18 protein-coding genes are annotated in these 20,492 nt (G+C 73.4%); 10 read left to right on the top strand and 8 right to left on the bottom strand.

The genetic code is table 11. From position 1 onward, the window contains the following. The first annotated feature begins 19 nt into the window (after positions 1 to 19). Both AB0424_RS03345 and AB0424_RS03340 read left to right on the top strand, forming a co-directional pair. A complete protein-coding gene (locus AB0424_RS03345) occupies positions 20 to 2,860 on the top strand; it encodes an AAA family ATPase (RefSeq protein WP_366301797.1) in 2,841 nt (946 codons plus the stop codon). A 160-nt stretch (positions 2,861 to 3,020) separates the two neighbouring features. Next, a complete protein-coding gene (locus AB0424_RS03340; RefSeq protein WP_366301795.1) occupies positions 3,021 to 3,494 on the top strand; it encodes an ATP-binding protein in 474 nt (157 codons plus the stop codon). Positions 3,495 to 3,538: 44 nt separating this feature from the next. On the opposite strand, the gene AB0424_RS03335 is transcribed toward AB0424_RS03340, so the two are convergent. From AB0424_RS03335 to AB0424_RS03325, 3 genes are all read right to left on the bottom strand, one after another. Continuing rightward, positions 3,539 to 4,780 (bottom strand): extracellular solute-binding protein, encoded by a 1,242-nt coding sequence (locus tag AB0424_RS03335; RefSeq protein ID WP_366301794.1) that lies wholly within the window; start codon positions 4,778 to 4,780, stop codon positions 3,539 to 3,541. A gap of 288 nt (positions 4,781 to 5,068) precedes the next feature. After that, positions 5,069 to 5,374, bottom strand: a complete 306-nt coding sequence (locus AB0424_RS03330) for a YkvA family protein (protein ID WP_366301792.1) — start codon at positions 5,372 to 5,374, stop codon at positions 5,069 to 5,071. A 120-nt stretch (positions 5,375 to 5,494) separates the two neighbouring features. Continuing rightward, on the bottom strand, positions 5,495 to 6,100 hold the full coding sequence (locus AB0424_RS03325) for a hypothetical protein (RefSeq protein WP_366301791.1): 606 nt from the start codon (positions 6,098 to 6,100) through the stop codon (positions 5,495 to 5,497). Positions 6,101 to 6,520: 420 nt separating this feature from the next. Here AB0424_RS03325 and AB0424_RS03320 point away from each other — a divergent pair, with 420 nt between their 5' ends. The 3 genes from AB0424_RS03320 to AB0424_RS03310 all read left to right on the top strand — a co-directional run bounded on the left by AB0424_RS03320 (position 6,521) and on the right by AB0424_RS03310 (position 8,889). After that, positions 6,521 to 7,087 (top strand): hypothetical protein, encoded by a 567-nt coding sequence (locus AB0424_RS03320; RefSeq protein WP_366301790.1) that lies wholly within the window; start codon positions 6,521 to 6,523, stop codon positions 7,085 to 7,087. Between the two features lie 130 nt (positions 7,088 to 7,217). Continuing rightward, positions 7,218 to 7,892 (top strand): methyltransferase domain-containing protein, encoded by a 675-nt coding sequence (locus tag AB0424_RS03315; protein ID WP_366301789.1) that lies wholly within the window; start codon positions 7,218 to 7,220, stop codon positions 7,890 to 7,892. A gap of 40 nt (positions 7,893 to 7,932) precedes the next feature. Beyond that, entirely contained in the window at positions 7,933 to 8,889 is a 957-nt protein-coding gene (locus AB0424_RS03310; protein WP_366301787.1) for a nucleoside hydrolase, read from the top strand. Between the two features lie 109 nt (positions 8,890 to 8,998). Here AB0424_RS03310 and AB0424_RS03305 read toward each other — a convergent pair whose 3' ends face one another. From AB0424_RS03305 to AB0424_RS03295, 3 genes are all read right to left on the bottom strand, one after another. Next, positions 8,999 to 10,594 carry a hypothetical protein gene (locus tag AB0424_RS03305; protein ID WP_366301785.1) on the bottom strand — a complete coding sequence of 532 codons (1,596 nt, stop codon included), beginning with the start codon at positions 10,592 to 10,594 and terminating at the stop codon, positions 8,999 to 9,001. Between the two features lie 455 nt (positions 10,595 to 11,049). Then, a complete protein-coding gene (locus AB0424_RS03300; protein ID WP_366301783.1) occupies positions 11,050 to 11,892 on the bottom strand; it encodes a hypothetical protein in 843 nt (280 codons plus the stop codon). After that, positions 11,889 to 12,773, bottom strand: coding sequence for a YhjD/YihY/BrkB family envelope integrity protein (locus AB0424_RS03295; protein WP_366301782.1), 885 nt, complete (start codon positions 12,771 to 12,773; stop codon positions 11,889 to 11,891). The genes AB0424_RS03300 and AB0424_RS03295 overlap by 4 nt, the downstream gene beginning before the upstream one ends. Positions 12,774 to 13,137: 364 nt before the next feature. Between AB0424_RS03295 and AB0424_RS03290 the strand changes: the two genes are divergently transcribed. Together AB0424_RS03290 and lysA are read left to right on the top strand one after the other, a co-directional pair. Further along, entirely contained in the window at positions 13,138 to 13,623 is a 486-nt protein-coding gene (locus AB0424_RS03290) for an SAV_915 family protein (RefSeq protein ID WP_366301780.1), read from the top strand. Between the two features lie 14 nt (positions 13,624 to 13,637). Beyond that, positions 13,638 to 15,011, top strand: coding sequence for a diaminopimelate decarboxylase (lysA, locus tag AB0424_RS03285; RefSeq protein WP_366301779.1), 1,374 nt, complete (start codon positions 13,638 to 13,640; stop codon positions 15,009 to 15,011). 69 nt (positions 15,012 to 15,080) lie between these two features. On the opposite strand, the gene AB0424_RS03280 is transcribed toward lysA, so the two are convergent. Both AB0424_RS03280 and AB0424_RS03275 read right to left on the bottom strand, forming a co-directional pair. After that, positions 15,081 to 15,293 (bottom strand): ferredoxin, encoded by a 213-nt coding sequence (locus tag AB0424_RS03280; RefSeq protein WP_366301778.1) that lies wholly within the window; start codon positions 15,291 to 15,293, stop codon positions 15,081 to 15,083. After that, entirely contained in the window at positions 15,290 to 16,483 is a 1,194-nt protein-coding gene (locus AB0424_RS03275) for a cytochrome P450 (protein ID WP_366301776.1), read from the bottom strand. Before AB0424_RS03275 ends, AB0424_RS03280 begins: the two co-directional genes overlap by 4 nt. A 419-nt stretch (positions 16,484 to 16,902) precedes the next feature. Here AB0424_RS03275 and AB0424_RS03270 point away from each other — a divergent pair, with 419 nt between their 5' ends. From AB0424_RS03270 to AB0424_RS03260, 3 genes are all read left to right on the top strand, one after another. Then, complete coding sequence (locus AB0424_RS03270) at positions 16,903 to 18,996, top strand: hypothetical protein (protein ID WP_366301774.1); 2,094 nt, start codon at positions 16,903 to 16,905, stop codon at positions 18,994 to 18,996. Positions 18,997 to 19,375: 379 nt separating this feature from the next. Next, the gene (locus tag AB0424_RS03265; protein WP_366301772.1) at positions 19,376 to 20,047 is read left to right on the top strand and encodes a deoxynucleoside kinase; all 672 of its coding nucleotides are present in this window, start codon (positions 19,376 to 19,378) and stop codon (positions 20,045 to 20,047) included. Between the two features lie 83 nt (positions 20,048 to 20,130). Next, positions 20,131 to 20,451 (top strand): hypothetical protein, encoded by a 321-nt coding sequence (locus AB0424_RS03260; RefSeq protein ID WP_231077285.1) that lies wholly within the window; start codon positions 20,131 to 20,133, stop codon positions 20,449 to 20,451. Positions 20,452 to 20,492 lie beyond the last annotated feature (41 nt).

Below are 20,492 nucleotides of genomic sequence, written 5' to 3'. Positions count from 1 at the left end.
CCGTGGAGCGGCCACACCGGTGGGCACGTTCCGTTACGTGGGGCGCCACCGCGAGCTGGCCCTGCTCATGACCGCCGTACGACAGCCGCCCGCCGTGGTGCTCATCGAGGGCGAGGCCGGGATCGGCAAGTCCCGCCTCGTCGGCGAGGTCACCGCCGCGCTGCGCGCCGAGCACCGGCCCGTGCTCACCGGCTTCTGCCAGCCCCTGCGGGAGCCCTTTCCCTACGGACCGGTGTCCGACGCGCTGACCAAGGCGGGACCCTGGCTGCCGGAGGACGGCCTGCCCGACGCCGCCGGCGCCCTGGCCAGACTCCTGCCGGGCCTCGCCGACCGGCTCCCGCCGGCCCCCGAGGAGACCGGCGGAGAGCAGGCCGAACGGCTCCGGCTCCTGCACGGCGTCCGCGCGCTCCTCGCCGCCCTCGGCCCCACCGTCCTGATCGTCGAGGACCTCCACTGGGTCGACGAGGCCACCCGCGACCTGCTCCTCCTGCTCGCCCGCGACCCGCCGGACGGCCTCACCCTCGTCCTCACCTACCGCGCCGAGGACCTGCGCCCGGACACCTCCGTGCTCGGCGCCGCCTACCGCCACCCGGCAGGCGCCGGCGGCGCGGTCATCCGACTCGGCCCCCTCACGGCGGACGAGGTCGGCGAACTGGCCGCCGCCGCCCTCGGCCCGGACGCCACGCCCGCGCTCGCCAGCGCCCTGTACGCACGCAGCGAGGGCCTGCCGCTGGTCGCCGAGGAGGACCTGCTCACCCTCGCCGAACAGGGCGGCACGGCCGACCAGCGGGAAGCCGTCCACCGCCTCCGGGACACCGACGTCCCGAAGGGACTGCGCGAGGCGGTCACCGAACGGCTGGCCGGCCTCTCGCCCGCCGGCGCCGCGATCGTCGACGCCGCGGCCGTGCTCGCCGTCCCCTCCGACGAGGCGCTGCTCGCCGCGGTCGCCGGCCTGGACCCCGAGGCCGGCACCGACGGCCTGGTCGAGGCCCTCCGCAGCTCGCTCCTGCACGAGACGGAGGACCACCGGTACGCCTTCCGGCACGTACTGGCCCAGCAGGTCGCCTACCGCCACGTCCCCGCGCCCCGGCGCACCCGGCTGCACCGGTCGGCCGTCGCCGCCCTCCAGGACCTGACGCCCGCCCCGCTCGTGCAGATCGCCCACCACACCCTGGCGCTCGGCGACCGCGCCGCATGGCTCCGACGGGCCGAGGAGGCCGCCGACCAGGCCGCCGCCGTCGGGGACCGGGGCACCGCCGCCGTGCTGCTCCACCGGATCCTCGACGAGCCCGCACTCGACACGGAACGGCGCTCCCGGGCGGCCACCGCACTCGCGCGGATCGCGTACAACGGGGTCGACTTCGCCGCCGGCGCACGGCTGCTGCGCCGCCTGGTCGAGGACCCCCACCTGCCGACGGCGCTCCGCGGCGAGATCCGCCTCGGACTCGGCCTGCTCCTGCTCAACGAGGCCGACTCCCCGTCCTGGGTGCACGAGCTCGAACGCGCCGTCGACGAGCTCTCCGAGCGCCCCGTCACGGCCGGCCGGGCCATGCTCGCCCTCGCCCTCGACGAGCGTGCCGGACCCGACCGGTCGGCACGCTGGATGGACCGCGCCCGGCAGACCCTCGACGGCAGCGGGGACGAGGCGCTCCGGGCCGCCTACGAGGCCACGCGGCTGACCCTGCTCAGCTGGCAGGGCGACGGCGGTGTCTGGGACCTCGTCGACCGGCTGCCCCGCGAGGCCGACTCCCCGGCCGCCACCTGGCAGACCGCCCGCGCCCTCCACAACGTCGCCGAGGCGGCCATCGCCCTCGGGCAGGACACCCGCGCCGCCACCCTCGTCGCCGAGAGCCGCGAGCAGGGCCGCCGCGCCGGAGCGGTGGTCGTCGAGTGCTACGGACGCGTCCTCGCCCTGGCCCTGGACACCCTCGGCGGCCGCTGGGACGGCCTGGAGGGCCGCTTCGACGCCCTGGTCAGCGCCTACCCGGACATCGGCGTGCCCCTCACGGAGCGTCTGCTCGCCGTCGGCACGATCGCGGCCGCACGAGGCCGGGGCGACCTGGCACGCGACCGCTTCGCCGAGGCCGTCCGGCACGGCGCGCGCCAGATCGCCATCAGCACCCAGCTGCGCGGCACCGCCGGCCTCATGTCCGTCCTCCTCGCCCAGGGCGCCACCCAGGAGGCATGGGCCGCGGCCGAACCCGCGCTCGCCGTCCTGCGCCGCGCCCGGGCGTGGACCAAGGCCACCGGACTGGTCCCGCTGGCCGTCGAGACCGCGCTCGCCCGCGAGGACCGCGCCTCGGCCCGGCAGCTCGTCGAGGAGGCGCACGCAGGACTCCTCGGCCGGGAGGCACCGGCCGCGGGGGCTGAGCTCCGTGTCGCCCGCGGTCTGCTCGCCCTCGACGCCGACCCCGCCGGCGCGGCGGAGGACTTCGCGGCCGCCCGGCGCGGCTGGCTGGACATCGGGCGTCCCTACGAGGCGGCCCGCGCCGCCGAACGCCAGGGCGGCGCCCTGGCCCTCGCCGGCACCCCCGACGAGGCCGCGGCGCTCGTGGCCGCGGCAGTGGGCACGTACACCGCCCTCGGCGCACAGGCCGACGTCTCCCGCTGCGGGCGGCTCACCCGGGACCTGGGCCTCGGACGCCCCGCCACCCCGGGCCGCCGCGGCTACGGGGACCGGCTCTCGCCCCGTGAACGGCAGGTGGCGGAGCTCCTCGCGGACGGCGCCACCAACCAGGCCATCGCGGACACCCTGTACCTCTCGACACGGACCGTCGAGAACCACGTCGCCAGCGTCCTGCGCAAGCTGCGCACCACCCGCAAGGCCGTCGCCGAGGCCCTGGGGGAGTCCGACACCTAGAGGTGTCCGGGCCACGGGGCGGGGCCCTGTCCTCCGGACGGCCCCCGGGGCGACGACCCCGGCTTGGGTACCCCTAAAGCGGCCGACCCGGATTGTTTCCCGGGGGCCCGGCGCCGATCGTGGAGAGCGGGGGAAACCACCCGCCGTCTCGGGAGACCCGATGCCGACCACCGTCCCGCACCTCCGACCGGTCCTCCTCGCCGAGGACCGGCCCGGCGCTCCCTGGGAGCGACCGGGCCCGCCGGGCACCGAGCGGCGGACCGCAGGATGCCTGACGGCCGCGACCGCCGCCTCGGTGCCGGCCCTGCGGCGGTTCGCCCGCGGAGTGGCGGCCCGCTGGGACCTGCCCACCGGTATCGACGACACCCTGCGGCTCGTCGTCAGCGAGCTCGTCGGCAACGCCGTCCGGCACAGCGGCGGCATGGACGTCGCCCTGCTGCTCTCGGTCGACGTGTCGACACTGGCCGTCGAGGTCAAGGACAACGGGCGCTGGCTTCCCCGCCCCCGCGGCCGCGGCGAGTTCGCCTGCGGCGGCCGCGGCCTGGACATCGTCGAGGCGTACGCGCTCCGCTGCACCGTCCACGTCCTGCCCGGCGGCACCCACGTCGTCGCCGAGCTCTCCCTGCGCGACTGACCGGGGCTCCCCTTCCCCGGTCGGGTCGGCGTCGCCGCCGCCGGTTACTCGCGCTGCGCGTTGCGCGCCTGCTCGGCGATGTCCTCCAGCACGGCCTTCGGGTCGGCGGAGGGGGCGACGGCCTTGCCGATGTTGCGCTTGATGGTGTTGCTGACCTGGAGCCACGAGGGCTCGTTGACCGGGTAGAGCTCGGCGCCGCGCAGGGCGGTGAGGAACTGCTCGGTGCTCGGGTCGACCGCGGAGGTGCGGGAGGCCATGGTGGCGGAGACCGTCGAGGGCAGCAGGTGGTAGCGGCCCGCGAACTCGTTGAGGTTCTTGTCCTGGTAGACGAAGTCCAGGAATTCGCCGACGGGTTCGCGGTTTCCGTCGTGCCTGAAGGCCATCATCCAGTCGGCGACGCCTGCGGAGGGCGTGTTCCTGCCGTCGCCGAGGGTGTCCGACACGGGCATGCTCAGGGTGCCGACCTTCATGCCCTTCGCCCGCGCCTCGTGGAGGAGCGAGGGGTAGCCGTTGACCATGCCGACGTCGCCGCGCAGGAAGGCGGCGAAGGCGTCCTGGCGGTCGAGCTCGGCGGGCGGGACCGGGCCGGTGAGGGCCGGGGCGACCAGGTTGTCCCGGATCCAGCGGAAGGTGCGGGTGTTCTGCTCCGACGCGATGCTGTAGTTGCCGCTGATGTCGGTGTACCCGCCGCCGTTGCTGAGCTCCCAGATGAGGGCCTCGGCGTGGGCCTCCTCGGGGCCGAGCGGCAGGGCGTAGGGGTAGAGCACCCCCTCCTTCTTCAGGGCCTCGGCCGCCTCCTTCAGCTCCGACCAGGTCTTCGGCGGCTTCGCCCCGGCCTTGTCGAACAGCTCCTGGTTGTAGAAGAGCAGCCGGCTGCTGGCCACGAAGGGCAGGCCGTACAGGGCGTTGTCCACCGAGCCTGCCTTCACGAGCGGCGGCAGGAAGTTCGCCTCGGCCCTGACCGACAGGAGCTCGTCGGCGGAGTAGAGGCGGCCCTGCGCGGCGAAGTCGGAGTAGGCCCCCATCAGGGCGACGTCGGGGGCGTCGTCCTCCCCGACCATGCGGGTGACCTCGCGGTCGACGTCGGCCCACGGGTAGAGGGTCACCTCGACCTTCGTGCCGGGGTGCGCGGCCGTGAAGGCCGCCGTCAGCTTGTCCCAGTACGCCTTGGAGCCGGTCGCCGGGCCGCTGCCGTACTCGGGGGCGACCAGGCGCAGTGTCGTTCCGCCCTCGTCGGGCGCACCGCAGGCGGTGACGAGTGAGCCGAGCAGTCCGCATGCGGCCACGGAGGCGGATATACCGGAGAGTCTTGGTCGCACGGAGCATTCCTCATGATTATTTCGGACAGTGCGTCCGGAATTCTCTCCCGGGTCCGTGGGTATTTCGCCCCTTCGCGAAAAGGTGTGGGCATAGATCCAACCGCGGCCATTCCCGATGGTGCGTTCCGCTGGAGAAGTCGAGAGCTCCACACGCGTAGAACTCTCCACGCCGTCCATGACGACTACGGAACGGAGCATGGACGTCGGCCGTCCGCACGCTCACCCGGAGGGCGGCACCCGCGCCGGACCGCGCGGTCAGGCGTCCGGGCCCTCGGGAAGCCTCTCGGGCCGCGTCGCCCGCCCGGCGGCCGCGGAGTGCAGCACGCGCAGGGCGATCAGCAGGACGCCCACGTCGTCCAGGTAGACCGGGTCGGGGATCAGGTCGATCGGCGAGACCGTGTAGACCACCGCCGCCCAGAACAGGGCCTTGGACTGCAAGGGGATGCCCGCGTCGACCAGCAGCTTGCGCGCACGGAAGACCCGCACCAGCAGAACGGCCGCACAGACCGCCACCGCGACCACGAGTACGACGGCCACGGTGAGCCAGATCTCCTTGTCCATGCGGTCCTCCCCTCCAGGTGTCCCTGCCGCGCCGAGGAATACGGCGGCGGTTCCCCCCAGGCTACGACGCCCGTCCAGCCCGCGGCCCGGACCGCGCACGGGTCCGGGGTCCCGTGCGCCTCAGGGGCGCAGGCCGGCGCGTCTGAGCGCGAGCGCGCTGAGGTCGGCGATCGCCCGCGGCTCTCCCCGACGCCAGGCGTCGGCCCATCCGCCGGGCGGCGCCGCCAGTCCCGCCAGCGCGCGCGGAGGGCCGGTGAGGGCGCGCAGGGCGAGCAGGTCGGCGCCTCCCGGGGCCTCGGCGAGACGGCGCAGGGTCGCGCTGCGGCGGATCCAGAGCAGGCGTGGCGGCAGCCACAGCAGCAGGACGAAGAGGACCGGGACGACGATGAGGACGGCCGTGGTCACGTTCGCGACCTGGCTGACGGTCTCCTGGAGCGACACCCCCGCGTCGGCGAACCCGGAGCCGGCGTCGGCCGCGGCCTCCAGCGGCTTCTTCAGGACCCCGCCGACGAGCGGCACGTCCGACGCGGCGTCGCCCGCGTTGCCCAGCTCCTCGGCGAGGCTGTCGCCGGCGCTCTCCACCTTCCGCCCCGGTTCGGCCAGCAGCATGATCGTCTCGTGCACGAGGAGCGCCGCCCACACGATGGCGGCGATCAGGGCCACGGCGATCAGGTCCACGAGCACCTGGAGGTTCCGCCGTGCGGAGGTCTGGGCGTAGAAGCGCAACGAGGGGCTCCTGTTCGGGTCGTGGTGCCGCGAAGGCCGTGCCGCCCCGGCCGCGCCCCGGCCGGTCGTCGGATTCACTTCTTCCACGGCGCACCGCGGACAAACGTGCGAGGGATCGCCCGGAGGGGGATGGGTGCCGGAGAGTCCGGCGCGCCGGGAATCACCAGGCCGATATCCGGGACCCGCGCAATCCCGGGATATCACCGGGACGAGTCGTCGTGGATTCACCCGCGCATCGAAGGACGGGCCGACGGTTTTCCCGCGGGAAAAGAGAAAGACGCCAGGTATTGCGTCGAAACGCCGTCACCGTGTTCCGTCGAGGAGCCTTCGGGAGTTCCGGCCGGCGCGCCCCGGAGCACGGCGGGAACCGACGCCGCCTCCGCCGCGGCCCGTCCGTACGGCCTCCGCTAGCCTCGCCGCATGGCACTCACCGCTGATCAGCTGGACGGGTACGTGGAGCGCGACCTGGACGCCGACGTGGCGCGCTGGTTCCCCGACGCGCCGAGGGCCGGCATCCCGGACGACGTCCGCCCGGTCGACCCCTTCCTGGCCCGTCTCCCGAAGGACGCCGCGGTCGCGCTGGCCGCCTTCGACCGCCGCGTCCGCGCGGGAACCTTGCCGGCGCTCCTCGGCATCGAGGACTGGTCGTACGCCTTCGACTTCGCCGCCAACGGGTGCCGCGTCCTCCACTCCGACTACGAGACGGAGCTCTCGGACGACGACGTGTGGTCCGTCGGCGCCGACGGCGGGGGCAACTACTTCGTCGTGCTCACCGACGGCCAGGTCGCGGTGTGGTTCCACGAGGAGGAGGTCCTGGAAGCGCACACGCGGTTCGACAGCCTCGACGTCTTCGTCTGGACGATGGTCCGCTACCACGCCGTCCGGTCCGGGGCCCTCGGCCTCGCCGCGGTCGAGCCGGACTTCCGCGCGCTCGCCCAACCCGGCGTACTGGCCCCGGAGATCGGCCTGCTCGCCACCCTGTCCTGACCCGCGGCCGGCGGCGCGCCGCTCCCGGTGGCACCCGCGGCCCGTCACGCGTTGCCGGAAAGTCCCCGCCGGCCCGGTGCGCCCGTGGTACGAACCCCACGTACGCACCCGACGACGGAAGGGACACGGAATGGAACACGACGGCACCGCGGGGCGGTCGATGTCGGCGGCGGAACTCTTCGACGGTCTGGGCATCGAGTACGAGCACGCCTTCGTCCGGCTGCCGGCCCAGCTCGCGGCGGTCGAGTGGCTCACCGCCCGACTGGCCCCCGGGGCCCGGGTCCTCGACGTCGGCAGCGGCACCGGACGCCCGGTGGCCGAGCTCCTGGCGGGCGCCGGCTGCGACGTGACCGGCATCGACGTCTCCGGCGAGATGGTCGCCCTCGCGAGCGCCCGGGTGCCCGAAGCCCGCTTCGTCCAGTGCGACGTACGCGCCTTCGACGCGCCCGAGGGCGGCTTCGACGCGGTCTGCGCCTTCTTCCCACTGATGATGATGAGCCGGGCGGAGGCGGCCGCCACCCTCCGGCGCATGGCCGGCTGGCTCGCTCCGGGAGGCTTCCTGGTGACGGCGACCGTGCCCGCGGACGTGGAGGACGTCGAGATCGTCTGGATGGAGCGGACGGTCAGGGTCTCCAGCTTCTCCGTGGACGAGTACCTGCGCCTCCAGCGGGAGGAGTGCGGCCTCGACGTGCTCCACCACGCCCTGTCGGTCTTCGCCCCGGACGACGACCGCGCGGCCCCCGAGGACCACCTCTTCACCTACGCCCGCCGCCCGGCCCTCACGGACGGCGGGACACCGGCGTAGCCGCGGGCGCCCACCGGGTCGCATGTGGGACGGTGAGCCCATGCCGGTCCCTGTGATTCTCGACTGCGATCCCGGTCACGACGACGCCTTCAACATCCTGCTGGCCGCCGCGCACCCCGCGATCGACCTGCTCGCGATCACCACCGTCGCGGGCAACCAGACGCTGGAGAAGACCACGCTCAACGCCCGCCGGGTCTGTGCCGCGGCCGGTGTCCGGGGCGTGCCGATCGCCGCGGGCCGCGACCGTCCGCTGCACGGACCGCGCCGGATCGCCGAGGACATCCACGGCGACTCCGGCCTGGACGGCCCCGGTTTCGCGCAGGGCGAGCCGGACGTGCCACTGGACCCGCGCGACGCCGTCACCCTGGTCCGGGACGTCCTGCTCGCCCGGCCGGAGCCGGTCACGCTCGTGCCGACCGGGCCGCTCACGAACATCGCCGTCCTCCTGCTCGCCCACCCCGAACTCGCCGGGCGGATCGAGCGGATCGTCCTCATGGGCGGCTCCACCGACCGCGGCAACACCACACCCGCGGCCGAGTTCAACATCCTGTGCGACCCGGAGGCGGCGGACATCGTCTTCCGCAGCGGCGTGCCGGTGACCATGTTCGGCCTCAACGCGACCCACCAGGCGCGGGCCACCCCCGAGGTCGTGGCCCGGATCGCGGAGCTGGGCACGCCCCTGAGCGCACTCTGCGTCGACCTGCTCACCTATTTCGCGACGACCTACCGCGAGGTCTTCGGCTTCGACGCGCCCCCGCTCCACGACCCGCTCACCGTCGCCCACCTGATCGACCCCTCGCTGGTCACCGTCGTACGGGCGGCGGTGGCGGTGGAGCTGAACGGCACGCACACGCGGGGCGCGACCCTGGTGGACCTGCACGGGGTGACGGGCCGGCCCGCCGACGTCGAGGTCGGCATGGAGGTCGACACGGAGGGGTTCTGGGACCTGATCGTGGAGGCCGTCCGCACGCTCGGCGGCCGAGGCACCACGCCCTGAGGGCCGGAGGGCCGTGCGCTCACCCGGATCGTGGTGAGCACACGGCCCGAAGGTCCGGGGCCCAGGCGGTGCGGGGCCCACTCGGGTGCGGCGGGACGCCGCACCGTGCCTACGGCCGGCCGTCGACCCAGCTCAGCTTGTGGCCGTAGAGCACCCGCTGGCAGTAGTCCGTGCCCGCCGGGTCCGCCGCGTCCCGGTTCGCCGTGCAGTCGGTCGCGGAGCCGGGGCGGTGCTCGGAGAGGGACCACAGCCGGCCCGTGCCGCGCTCGACGTAGAGGTCCTCGGCGCCCCGGGCGGTCTTGATCGCCTGCCCCTTCGCGACCAGTGCGCCGCCGCTCCACTCGTAGCGCCAGAGGTTGCCCGGCTCGTCCGTGCCCTTCGACTCGTTCACGTACAGCGTGCCGCCGTTCGCGGCCGCGCCCTGCGCGCCGCCGTTGGCCAACGGCAGGTAGTTGGCCCAGCCTTCCGCGGTCACGTCGGCGGAGCGCCCCTCCAGCGCCGCGACCGGGTAGGAGGCGATGCGGCCGGTGGAGGGGTGGTCGGTCTCCGGACGGCAGTACTCGCCCATGAGCAGACGGTCGGGGTTGGTGCTGCGGTCCAGCGAGATGTACGACGCCTTCGGGGCGCCGGTCGCCACGCACGTGTAGGAACCCGAGGGGTTCCCCAGGTCGGCCTTGAACTTCCACGCGGCGACCTGCGGCATCACGTAGCGGTAGCCGAAGCTGTACCAGACGTTGTCGTGCCGGCCGACCTTCGTCTTGTCCTGCACATCGGCCGTGGTCTTCACGCCGTCGGTGTCCGCGCCCATCGCGTCGTGCGTGGAGGGGGCGCCGTCGGGGTCCAGGTCCATGATGTACCGCATGTCGAAGACGCGCAGGCCGTTGCGGGTGTCGGCGACGTAGAGGTAGTTGCCGTACCAGACGATCCCGCCGGCGTGGACGCCCTTCTGGATCGGGTACTCGGAGGCGTGCAGCCCGTCGAAGGAGACGTGGTCGGCCGAGTTGACGTACGTCCAGCCCAGCAGCACATGACGGTACTTGACCTCCGGCGTGCCGGTCGCCGGATTGGTGCGGCTCTGCACGAAGGTGATCCGGACGCCCTTCTGGTTGCAGGCGTCGTCGGCCTCCAGCTCGGCCGTGGTGCAGTCGCCCGCCGCCGGGTTCGGGTCGTTCTCCCGGCCCGGGTCCCAGCCGTCGTACGAGGCGAACAGCTGGATGTTCCCCGCCGCGCCCCACAGTTCGTCGTCCTTGGCGTCGGAGACGCCGGTGAACCCCTGGGGGACCCACTCGCGCGAGACCGAGTCGTCGCTCTGGAGGCAGTACTTGACGTCCGGGTCCGCGGCGGTGCCGAAGGGGTCCCGGGAGCACCACGGGTCCACCGTCCGGTTCGCCCCCGCGAGCAGGTTCTGCACACCGGACTTGGGCAGCACCGAGTCCAGACGGCTCACCCGCGTGGTCGTCTCGGAGTTCAGCGCGCCGGGGGACAAGGTGAAATCGCCCGGCGAGGCCGCACCGCCCGGCGAGGTCCACGCACGCGCCGCGAGCGGCGAGAGGGTGGTCTCGGCCGTCCGGGGCTCCTGGACCGTCGGGTCCGAGGCTCCCCGCGGGACGTCCTCGGCCTGGGCGGGCGCCGCCAGGCCGGTGAACGCCAGCGAGGCCGCGGCGGCCGCCGTGAGCCAGGCGTGACGTATTCGCCGTGAGGGCATGGAAGGTTGCTCCGTTGCTCGCGGGTCGGACAAGTCGAACGGAGATTTCCAGAACGCCCGAGCGAAGCGCAACCGTCACTGACGGACCAACAGAACTGCTTGGATGAACGGCGATTGATAGCGAAAAAGCCGCATCGCGCCGTACGCAAAAGGGGACGGGTCCGCGGGGGGAGTGGCATCCGGCTGACCGCGGGGCGGGTGTTCGGCGCAGGACCTGCCGCCGATCCGCACGAGATCCACACGTGGGCGGCCGGATCCTCGGATCCGATCGCCCACGGGACATGACGAGGAGACGGGGTCGATCACCGCCGCGCTTCCGGCGGCGTCCCGGACCCTCCGCCACGACCGGTCACGCTGCCCGGGATCCGCGTCCGCACCCCCGACCGGGTCGGGCGGCGGGCGCCGACGGTCCGCCGGGCGCGGGCAAAGGTGCGCGCGAGGCGCGCGAGCGCCGTCTACGGAGCCGGTGTGCCGGCCGCGGACGACGAGGCCGCCTCGCGGGTCCGCTCGGTCCGCTCGGGCAGGAGCAGGACCGAGCCCACGAGGAAGCAGACGGCGCCGATCAGCGTCGTGGTGTCGGCTCCCGTCGCATCGAGCACCTCGCCGGTCACCGGGTCGACGTACCCGGCGACGGCGGAGACGCCGAAGGCGACGGACCCGACGAGGTTGGCCAGCGTGATCCACCAGGACCACGACGACGGCCGCCAGGCCGCCCAGCCGTGACAGGTCTCGTACCAGGCGAGGAGACTTGCGACCAGGAAGCACACCGAGCCGATCGCGTCGGGGCGCCACACATGCGCGTGGGCGGTGGTCGCGGAGAGGCTGCTCCCCATGGCGACGCCCGTGCTGACGTTGAAGTACACGGTGCCGACCAGCTGGATCGCGGTGGCCCACCAGTCGATGCGCCGGTGCCGCGGGACGAGGAAGCGCCGGCGCGGGGGTGCGGACGGCGGCGGGGCGGCGTCGACCGACTCGCGGTAGCAGAGGAACGCCGCCGAGGTGAAGAACAGCGACCCGACGAAGTAGGTTACCGTGTCCCCGCGCACACCGACCGCCTCGGTGTAGCCGGGCACGGATCCCACGGCGAACAGCAGCGAACCGACGGCGAAGAGCACCGCGATCCACCAGCCGCGGGCCGCGGGCGCCCACCACGTGGAGCCGGCGGCGGGCCGCTGGTGCTTGCGGTGGCGGCGTGACTCCCAGCGCACCACGACACCGTCCCGGCGCACGTGGTCGACGAACGTCGACGGTGCGGAGGGACGCCGCCGGCCCGACGAGGGGCCGCCGCCGGCCGTCACGACGGCCGCCTCAGCTTGGAGACCGCGGCCCTGAAGGACATGTGCCGGTCCTGCCACATCATGCCGACGGCCGCTCCCAGCGTGATGACCACGCCGATCGCGATGAAGAACGACATCAGGGCGAACACCACGCCGATGGGCCCGTACTTGTCCTCGTAGCCGGTGACCATGCCGGAGAAGACGAAGTGGAAGACGACCAGCATCCCGAACCAGAGCACCCCGGTGGCGACGGCGCACGGCGCCAGCTTGCGCCAGTGGATGCGCCCCGCCAGCAGGAACCACATCGTGAACCACCAGAACGCCACGAACGCCGGGACGTTGACGATCCACCACAGGATCGGCGCGCGGTCGTAGAACCCGCGCCCCGCGAACGCGCCCAGCGCGGTGCACCCCACGGTCACGGCCAGCCAGACCAGGGCCCGCAGCCCGTCCCGCAGCCGCCGCGGGGGCAGCCGGAACATCTGCTGGTACAGCTTCTGGAGCGAGCCGGCCGAGGCGAGACCGGCCAGCACGAAGAACACCCACGACAGGCCGGTGACCGCCGTGGACGTGGCCGTCGTGGAGGCGAACAGGTCGCCCATGTCGGCCGCCGCCTCCCGGCTCAGCCCCAGCCGCCGCGTCATCCCCGACACCGCCGACCGCCCCGCGAGGGCGGACGTGACGATCAGGAACGGGACCGCGCACAGCAGCAGCGTGGCGGCCAGCAGGATCGCCTGGTTGAGGAAGTCGAACGCGTCGAGCCGCCGCCACAGGTACTCGGCCCACGAACCGGCGTACTTGGCCCGGCCCCACTCCGTCGCCAGCCGGGCCCGCCGCGCGCCCCTCCGGGCGGCCCTGCGGCCGGGCGCACCGCCCGGCCCCGCCGCTCCGGGCCGTGTCACGCGGTCGCCCCGAGGCCCGCCCGGTGCTCTGTCGCTCGCCCGCATGACGCCTCCAGGGCTGGTCATCCCGGGCACGGCGGACACCCGGTGCGGCGGCGCACACGCGCCCGTGGCCCGGCCCTGTATCCACCGTCGCACGGCTGCCGGACCGTGTCAGGTCTGGCGGTCCCGGCGGGCCGGGAGGCCCTCGGGCGGCCGGCCCGCCCGAGGGAGCGGCGCGAGGCGTAGGCGCGGCGTATGCGTCCCGGTCGACGCCGTCAGGGGAGCGTCAGGACGGCGCCCGGACCGGCGGGGCCCGGGCATAGCGTCGGGGACACCCCGCCGCGACCACGCCCGGGGTCCGTTCTCTTCCGCGGAGGAACCCATGTCAGCTGCCCTGTACGGAGACGAGCCCGAACCCGAGGAACAGCTCCCGGCCGGACGGCTCTGCGTCCCCGTCCGGCCGGGCTCCGGCGGGTGTGTGACCCGCCTCTTCCGTACCCCCGTCGGCGGTCGGACCGCCGTCGCCTTCACCGCCCCGGCCCGGCTGCGGGCCGTCCTGGGCGTCGGCCAGCCGTGGATCGTCCTCGCCGAACCGGCCCTGCGCGCGCTCATGGTGCCCCTGGGCGTCCGCACGCTCCGGATCGACCCCGTCCTCACCGCCCCGGCCCCCGCCGCCCCGGGCGACCGGGTGCCGACCGCCGCGCCTGCCCGCCCGGCGCAGCCGACGAGGTCCGCCGCGCCCGTCCGCCCGGCGCAGGCGACGCCCGTCCGCCCGGGGCAGGCGACGCCTGTCGGCCCGGGGCAGGCGACGCCTGTCCGCCCGGCGCAGGCGACGCCCGTCCGCCCGCTCACCGCCGTCACACGGTGAAGGGAGCAGTGGCGATGAGCACGCTCCCCCTGCACGCCGCCCCGACCGGCCCGGCTCCCGGCCCCCGTACCCCCACGGACACGGAACCCGCCGATCTCCACCGGATCTGGCCCGCGACCACCACCGAGCGTCCGCACGGCGACCTCCACGTCGGAGGCGTGTCCCTCGCCGGGATCGCCGAGAGCCACGGCACCCCCGTCTACGTCCTGGACGAGGCCGAGGTCCGCGACCGCTGCCGCGCCTACCGCGGCGCCTTTCCCGAGGCCCGGATCCACTACGCGGCCAAGGCGTTCCTGTGCCGCGCCGTCGCCCGCTGGATGGAGGAGGAGGGGCTCGGCCTGGACGTCTGCTCGGCCGGAGAGCTGGAGCTCGCCGTCACCACCGGATTCCCGGCCGACCGGATCCTCCTCCACGGCAACGCCAAGTCGCCGCAGGACCTGGCGACCGCCCTCCGCATCGGCGTGGGCCGGATCGTCATCGACACCTCCGCCGAGATCGCCCGCATCGCCGCCGCGGTCGGCACCGGGGCCCGCCAGAAGGTCATGGTCCGCGTCACGCCGGGCATCGGCGCCGGCGGCCACTCGAAGATCCGCACCGGCTCCGACGACCAGAAGTTCGGCCTCTCCCTGCGCGACGGCCACGCCCAGCACGCCCTCGCCCGCGTCCTCGACCAGCCCAGGCTCGAACTCACCGGACTCCACTGCCACCTGGGCTCGCAGATCACCGACGTCAAGCCGTACCTCGTGGCCGTGCGCAGGCTCGTCGGCCTCATGGCCAGGGTCCGCGACACCCACGGGATCGCCCTGCCGGAGCTCGACCTCGGGGGCGGTCACGGCATCGCCTACCGCCCCGGAGAGCCGTCGCTCGACCCCGGGAGGCTGGCGGCGAGGCTCCGCGCCGAACTCGCCCGGAGCTGCGCCGCCGCCGCACTTCCCGTCCCCCGGCTGATCATCGAGCCGGGCCGCGCGGTCACGGGCCCCGCCGGTGTCGCCGTCTACCGGGTCCTCGCGGTGAAACGCGGGCCGACGCGGACCTTCGTGGCGGTGGACGGCGGAATGAGCGACAACCCGCGCCCCGCGCTGTACGGAGTGCGGTACGCGCCCCGCCTGATCGGCCGCCACCCGGCGGCCGAGGACGAGCGCGCGACGGTGGTCGGCCGCCACTGCGAGGCCGGCGACATCCTCGCCGAGGACGTGCCGATGCCCGCCGACACCCACCCCGGCGATCTGCTCGCGGTTCCCGTGGCGGGCGCGTACCACCTGTCGATGGCGTCCTCGTACAACCTCGTCGGCCGTCCGCCGGTGGTCGCCGTACGCGACGGTCTGGCCCGCGTGCTCGTCCGGCGGGAGACCCTGGCGGACCTCCGACTCCGGGACATCGGCCTGTAGCGCTCCTGCTCGTCGTCGCCGTCGTGGCCGTGTCGGCGCCGGAGAACAGGCCCGCCTTCCGGACACTCCCTACGTCGTCGGCTCGTGGAGGGTGATCGCCCCGGACGGGCAGACGCCGACGGCCATGCGGGCGGCCGCGCGGTGGGCCGCGGGCGGTTCGGCGTGCAGGACGAGCACGAGCCCGTCGTCCGGGTCCTGGTCGAAGACGTCGGGGGCGGTCATGGCGCACATGCCGGCGCCGATGCAGCGTCCGCGGTCGGCGCTCAGGCGCGGCGCGCTCACGGAGCGTCCCAGGTGACGGGGAGGCTCTTCACCCCGAAGATGTCCGCGGTCTCCGGGCGCAGGACGACCTCCTCGGCGGGAACGGCGAGGCGCAGGGTGGGGAAGCGGTCGACCAGTGCCCGGAACGCCACCCGCATCTCCACGCGCGCCAGTTGCTGCCCCAGACACTGGTGGATGCCGTGGCTGAAGGCCAGGTGCCCGGCGGACTGGCGGCCGAGGTCGAGGGTGTGGGGGTCGGGGAAGCGGTCGGGGTCGTGGTTGGCGGTGTGGTACGAGAGGACGACGGTGGTGCCGGCCTTGATGGTCCGGCCGTCCAGCTCGACGTCCTCCAGGGCCGTGCGGTGGAACGTCTTGGCGACGCTCAGATACCGCAGCAGCTCCTCCACGGCGCCGTCGGTGAGGGTGGGATCGGCGCGCAGCGCGGCGAGTTGGGCGGGGTTCCGCAGGAGTGCGAACGTGCCGAGCGACAGCATGTTCGCGGTGGTGTCGAACCCGGCCGCGAGGAGGATGAGGCTGATGCCCCGCAGCTCCTCGTCCGTCAGGTCGCTGTCCGTCAGCTCGCTGAGGATGTCGTCGGTGGGGTGCGCGCGCTTGGCGGCCACCAGCCGCGCCAGGTACTCCTGCGTCGCGGTGTAGGCCGCGATCAGCTCCTCGTCGCCGACCTCCCCGCCCATGAACGTGTCGATCTGCTCCTGGAACGACGCCCGGTCCTCGTAGGGGACGCCCAGGATCTCGCAGATCACGATGGTGGGGATCGGCTTGGCGAACGCCGTCACCAGGTCGGTCGGGGGCCCGGCCGCCTCCATGGCGTCCAGGCAGTCGGCGGTGATCTGCTCGATCCGCTCGCTCAGCATCCGCATGCGCCGCACGGTGAACTTGCCGACCAGGGGCTTCCGGTAGCGGCTGTGCTCCGGTTCGTCCATGAGGAGGAACTCGCCGGGCGGCGCCGGCGGGAGCGCGAAGTCGACCACGTTCATGAGGTCCTTGCGCGAGCTGAACCGGGGGTCGGCCAGGACCGACCGCACCATGTCGTAGCCGGTGATCAGCCAGCCGGGCTTTCCGCCGGGATGCGTGTAGGCGCTGAGGGGGCCGTGCCGCCGGGCGTCGATCAGCTCGGCCGGCGGGTCGAAGGGGCAGCCTGCGCGGCGTTCCGTCGGCAGCGCCGTGACGGTGTGCAGGGAGTCGCTCATGGTCCGTCCTCATCTCGCGGTACGACATGTTCGAAGTTCCCTGAAAGCTACGTTGCATTCAGTAAGTCGTCAATGAACTTTCGATGTTATGGCTGGTGAGGTGAAGTGTATTGATGCAATGACGCTGCCGTTGAATGCAACGATCCGTTGCAATGGTTGGCATCGAAGGCAATGCTCGTCCCTGTGAGGAGGACGGTCGACCCGGCAGGACACGGTGCGGCGCGCGCGGCCGGGTGGCGACCCCGGGGGAGTCGGAACTACTGTCGAAAAAGGCGCCCGCGGGCCGGATCGCGACCCGACGACCGGTACGTCACGCGGCCGTCGACGTCACCGTGCGGCTCCCGTGGACCCCGCCCCCGTGTGTGCGGGCCCGAGCCGCCCGAACGGGACGCGTGGAGGACACCCGACGGGGAGACGCCATGGGACACATGGAGCAGGCGTTCGACGAGTTCCTCGTCGCGCAGCCCAAGCACTGGCTCGTGGGACGCACGGGGGACCACGTCGAGTCGGTGATCGACGAGGGCGGGAGACCCGGACTCCCCGCGGAGGCACCCCTGCTCCCGCGCCTGGAGAGCAGCTCCGCCCCCGACGTCCTCGCGTTCGGCCCCTTCCCCGACGCGACCTGGTTCCTCCCCGAGTACGTCCTGCCCGCCCGGGACCCCAAGTTCGCCTTCGACGTCGTCCAGCGTCCCGGTGACGTCGCCACCGACGGGGGACCGTTCAACCGCGCCACCCTCACCCTGACACTGAAGGAGGACCTCTCGCAGAGCGTCCTCACCTCCGTCGTCTCGGGCCAGCTGCACCCCGTGCCGGAGCTGCGGCCCGTCGTGATGCTGGCCGTGCCGATCACCGAGGCCGACGACACGGTCGTCGTCCACCGGGTGCCGGGCACCACGGCCAGGATCAGCGGGACCACCTTCACGGCCACCTTCGAACTGTCGGGCTCGCTGGTCGAGGCCGCCTACGTGCACCTCACCAGGAGCGGCGAGCTGCGTGTCGAGTACGAGCCGACCTACTCCGGCTACCAGACGGCCCTCGTGACGGCGCCGGACGTCGGCTTCCCCGTCCACGGTCCGGTCTTCCAGGGCCTCCAGTTCGAGGTCTTCGGCGACGGCGGCAACACCGGTGACGCCCCCTTCATGCCGTCCCTCCTCGACCGGGTCGGCGCGTACGTGTTCTTCCCGTGCACCGCCCGGTTCCGCCGCAGCCTGGCGCTCGGCCTCCACTTCCACACCGACGCCCACCGCAGCCGGTTCACCATCACCGCCGAGGGCATGACCCGGCCGATCATCGACGGCAACGACCTCAACGACTTCGCGGGACCGCGTTCGGAGTTCCGCGAACTGACCACGCTCGGCGACGTCTCCTCGACCTACCCCTCGCTCCAGCGGGTCTTCTTCGGCCAGGTCAGCGGCACGGTGATCGCCGTCCCCGACGCCTACGGGATCCTCGTCACCGCGCAGGGAGCCCTCGCGGCCCTCGACTCCGTCGTCGACGAGTCGCCCGCCACCCTCAGCGGCTGCCGGTTCCACTTCACCTTCACGGTCGCCCCGATGGCCGACCCCATCGACCTCGCACGCCTGCGGGCCGACGTCCTCGCCACCCCGGAGGCCGTCGGCCGCACCCTGCGCGTCGCCCTGCCCGGCGGGCTCGACCCCCGCACCCCGTCCGGTCTCCAGGGGTTCCCGGCAGGACGGGCCGCCTTCGCCGACGGAGACGGCAACGCCGTCCAGGTGAGCGTCGACATCTCCGACGACCGGCCCACCCCGGCCACGACCCTCGTCAACCTCTTCCTCCAGCAGCTCGCGTCGCCCGGGCCGGCGCCCCTCTTCGGCACGATCGCCGTCCGGCTCGACGACGTCTTCCCCCAGCCCGTGCGCACCCAGCTGCTCCTCAACCTGCGCCGTACCGCCCATGGCGGCGACCTGACGACGACGCCCCTGTCCGGATCACCCCCCACCGCCCAGGCGACGAACCGCGGGCCGCTCGACCTCAGGCTCCTCCATGGCGCCGACGTCAGGAACGGCCAGGCCCCGGGACCCGGCGTGCCCCTCGGCGGCATGGTGCTCGAAGGCGGACGGTCGACCACCCTCCAGGGCCTCGGCGCCGGTACGGCCGTGGAGGTCTCGCGCACCCTGGAGGTCCCCCTCCCGCTGCCGAAGGCCGCGATGCTGCGGTTCCTCGCCTTCCACACCCACACCGTGCAGGAGGTGCAGCACCCCCTCACCGTCAACGCCGCCGGGCTGAACTTCGCGGCCGAGGGCGTCAGCACCCTCACGGCGGAGATCGCACTCCTCGCCGACCCGGGCGACCCGGTGCCCGCGCTGACCCTCAGCCCGTCCCACACCGTCGACTTCGTGCACGTCTCGCTGCCCGTGGACTCCGCCGTCACCGGTCTCGACAGCACGGTCCTCCTGACCGTGACGACGGCCTCCGGCGTCCGGACCGTCTCGCTCTCCCACGACTTCGTCGACGAACCCATCCTCGTCGTCACCTCGTCCACGATCCACTGAGGAGCTCCCCGCGCCGCGGGCCCCGGCTCAGCCGCCGCGGTCCGCCGAAGTGCCGTACGTCACTCGCCCGCGCCGCAGGCCGCACGGGCGCCGGAGACCGCCCCGTCGACCCCCCTCGCGGGGCCGACCCGGGGCGCGTCGTCCTCTATGCTTCAGAGCGGCCGCGAGGCGATGGTTCGTTCCCCTGGGCGGCACTCGCGCAGCGGCCGGTGGGGCCCGCCGAGGACGCGGCCCGCGTCGGGGCCCAGGCCCGGGCGGGGGGCCACGTGAGACCGATCTTGCAGATCCCGGGGAATCGAGTGACCGCCGCCACATGTCCCGGTGCCGTGGGCGGCCCGACTCCCGCCCGCGCACAGAAGTCCCCAGGGAGAAGTGAGGTATGTCGGTGATCTGCGTCGGAGGCATGATCGGGATCGGCAAGACGAGCGTCGCCGAGCTGCTCGCCAAGGAGCTCGGCAGCGACGTCTTCTACGAGAGCGTGGACGACAACCCGATCCTGCCGCTCTTCTACACGGCGAGCCCCGAGGAGATCCAGGCCAAGCGCTACCCCTTCCTCCTCCAGCTCTACTTCCTCCAGACGCGGTTCGCCGCCATCAAGGAGGCGTACAAGCAGGGCGACAACGTCCTCGACCGCTCGATCTACGAGGACTGGTACTTCGCGAAGGTCAACCACGACCTGGGCCGCATCAGCTCCCTCGAGATGCAGGTGTACGAGGGCCTCCTCGACGAGATGATGCGCGAGATCGACGGCCTCCCGTACCGCAAGGCCCCCGACCTCATGGTCTACCTCAAGGCCGACTTCTCCACCGTCCTGCAGCGCATCGGCCTCCGCGGCCGCGACTTCGAGCAGGACGAGGCCCTCGTGGAGTACTACCGCACCCTCTGGTCCGGTTACGACGAGTGGGTGCACCGCCACTACTCCGCCAGCGAGGTCCTCGTCATCGACATGAACCACACCGACGTCGTCAACCGCCCCGACGACGCCGCCCGCGTGGCCCGCGAGGTCAAGGCCGCCCTCGCGGCCGCCAGGAGCCGCACCGACCGCCCCTGAACTCCGGCTCCGGCGAAGGGCTGTGACCCGCCCGCCCGTGCCTCCATGATGGACGGAGCACACCCGTCGAGTGGAGGTCGTCCATGGATCCCTTGTCCCTCGCCATCGCCGGGGCCCTCGTGGCCGGAGCCGCCACGGCGGTGAGCGAGTCCGCCACCGCCGCCCTCCCCACCCTCTGGCGCCGCATCCGCGAGCGCTTCTCCGGCCGCACCCCCACCCCCGCCACCGAGGCCGAGATCGCCACCGCCCTCCACGAGGAGTTCACCCGCGACCCCTCCTTCCGCCAGGAGTGCGAGGACCTCTGGAACCGCGCCTCCACCGGCACCGTCACCAACACCTTCCACGGCGAGGCCAAGAACGTCGTCCAGACCCACGAGGTCAACGGCGGCCTGACGATGCAGTGACCGTTCGTCGTGCGGCGGCGTGTCATCGACCAGGGCCCGCT

Source organism: Streptomyces sp. NPDC051180, assembly GCF_040689545.1.
Taxonomy (GTDB): domain Bacteria; phylum Actinomycetota; class Actinomycetes; order Streptomycetales; family Streptomycetaceae; genus Streptomyces.
The sequence above is the reverse complement of the archived record's forward strand: the minus strand, read 5'-3'. Positions and strand labels throughout refer to the sequence as shown.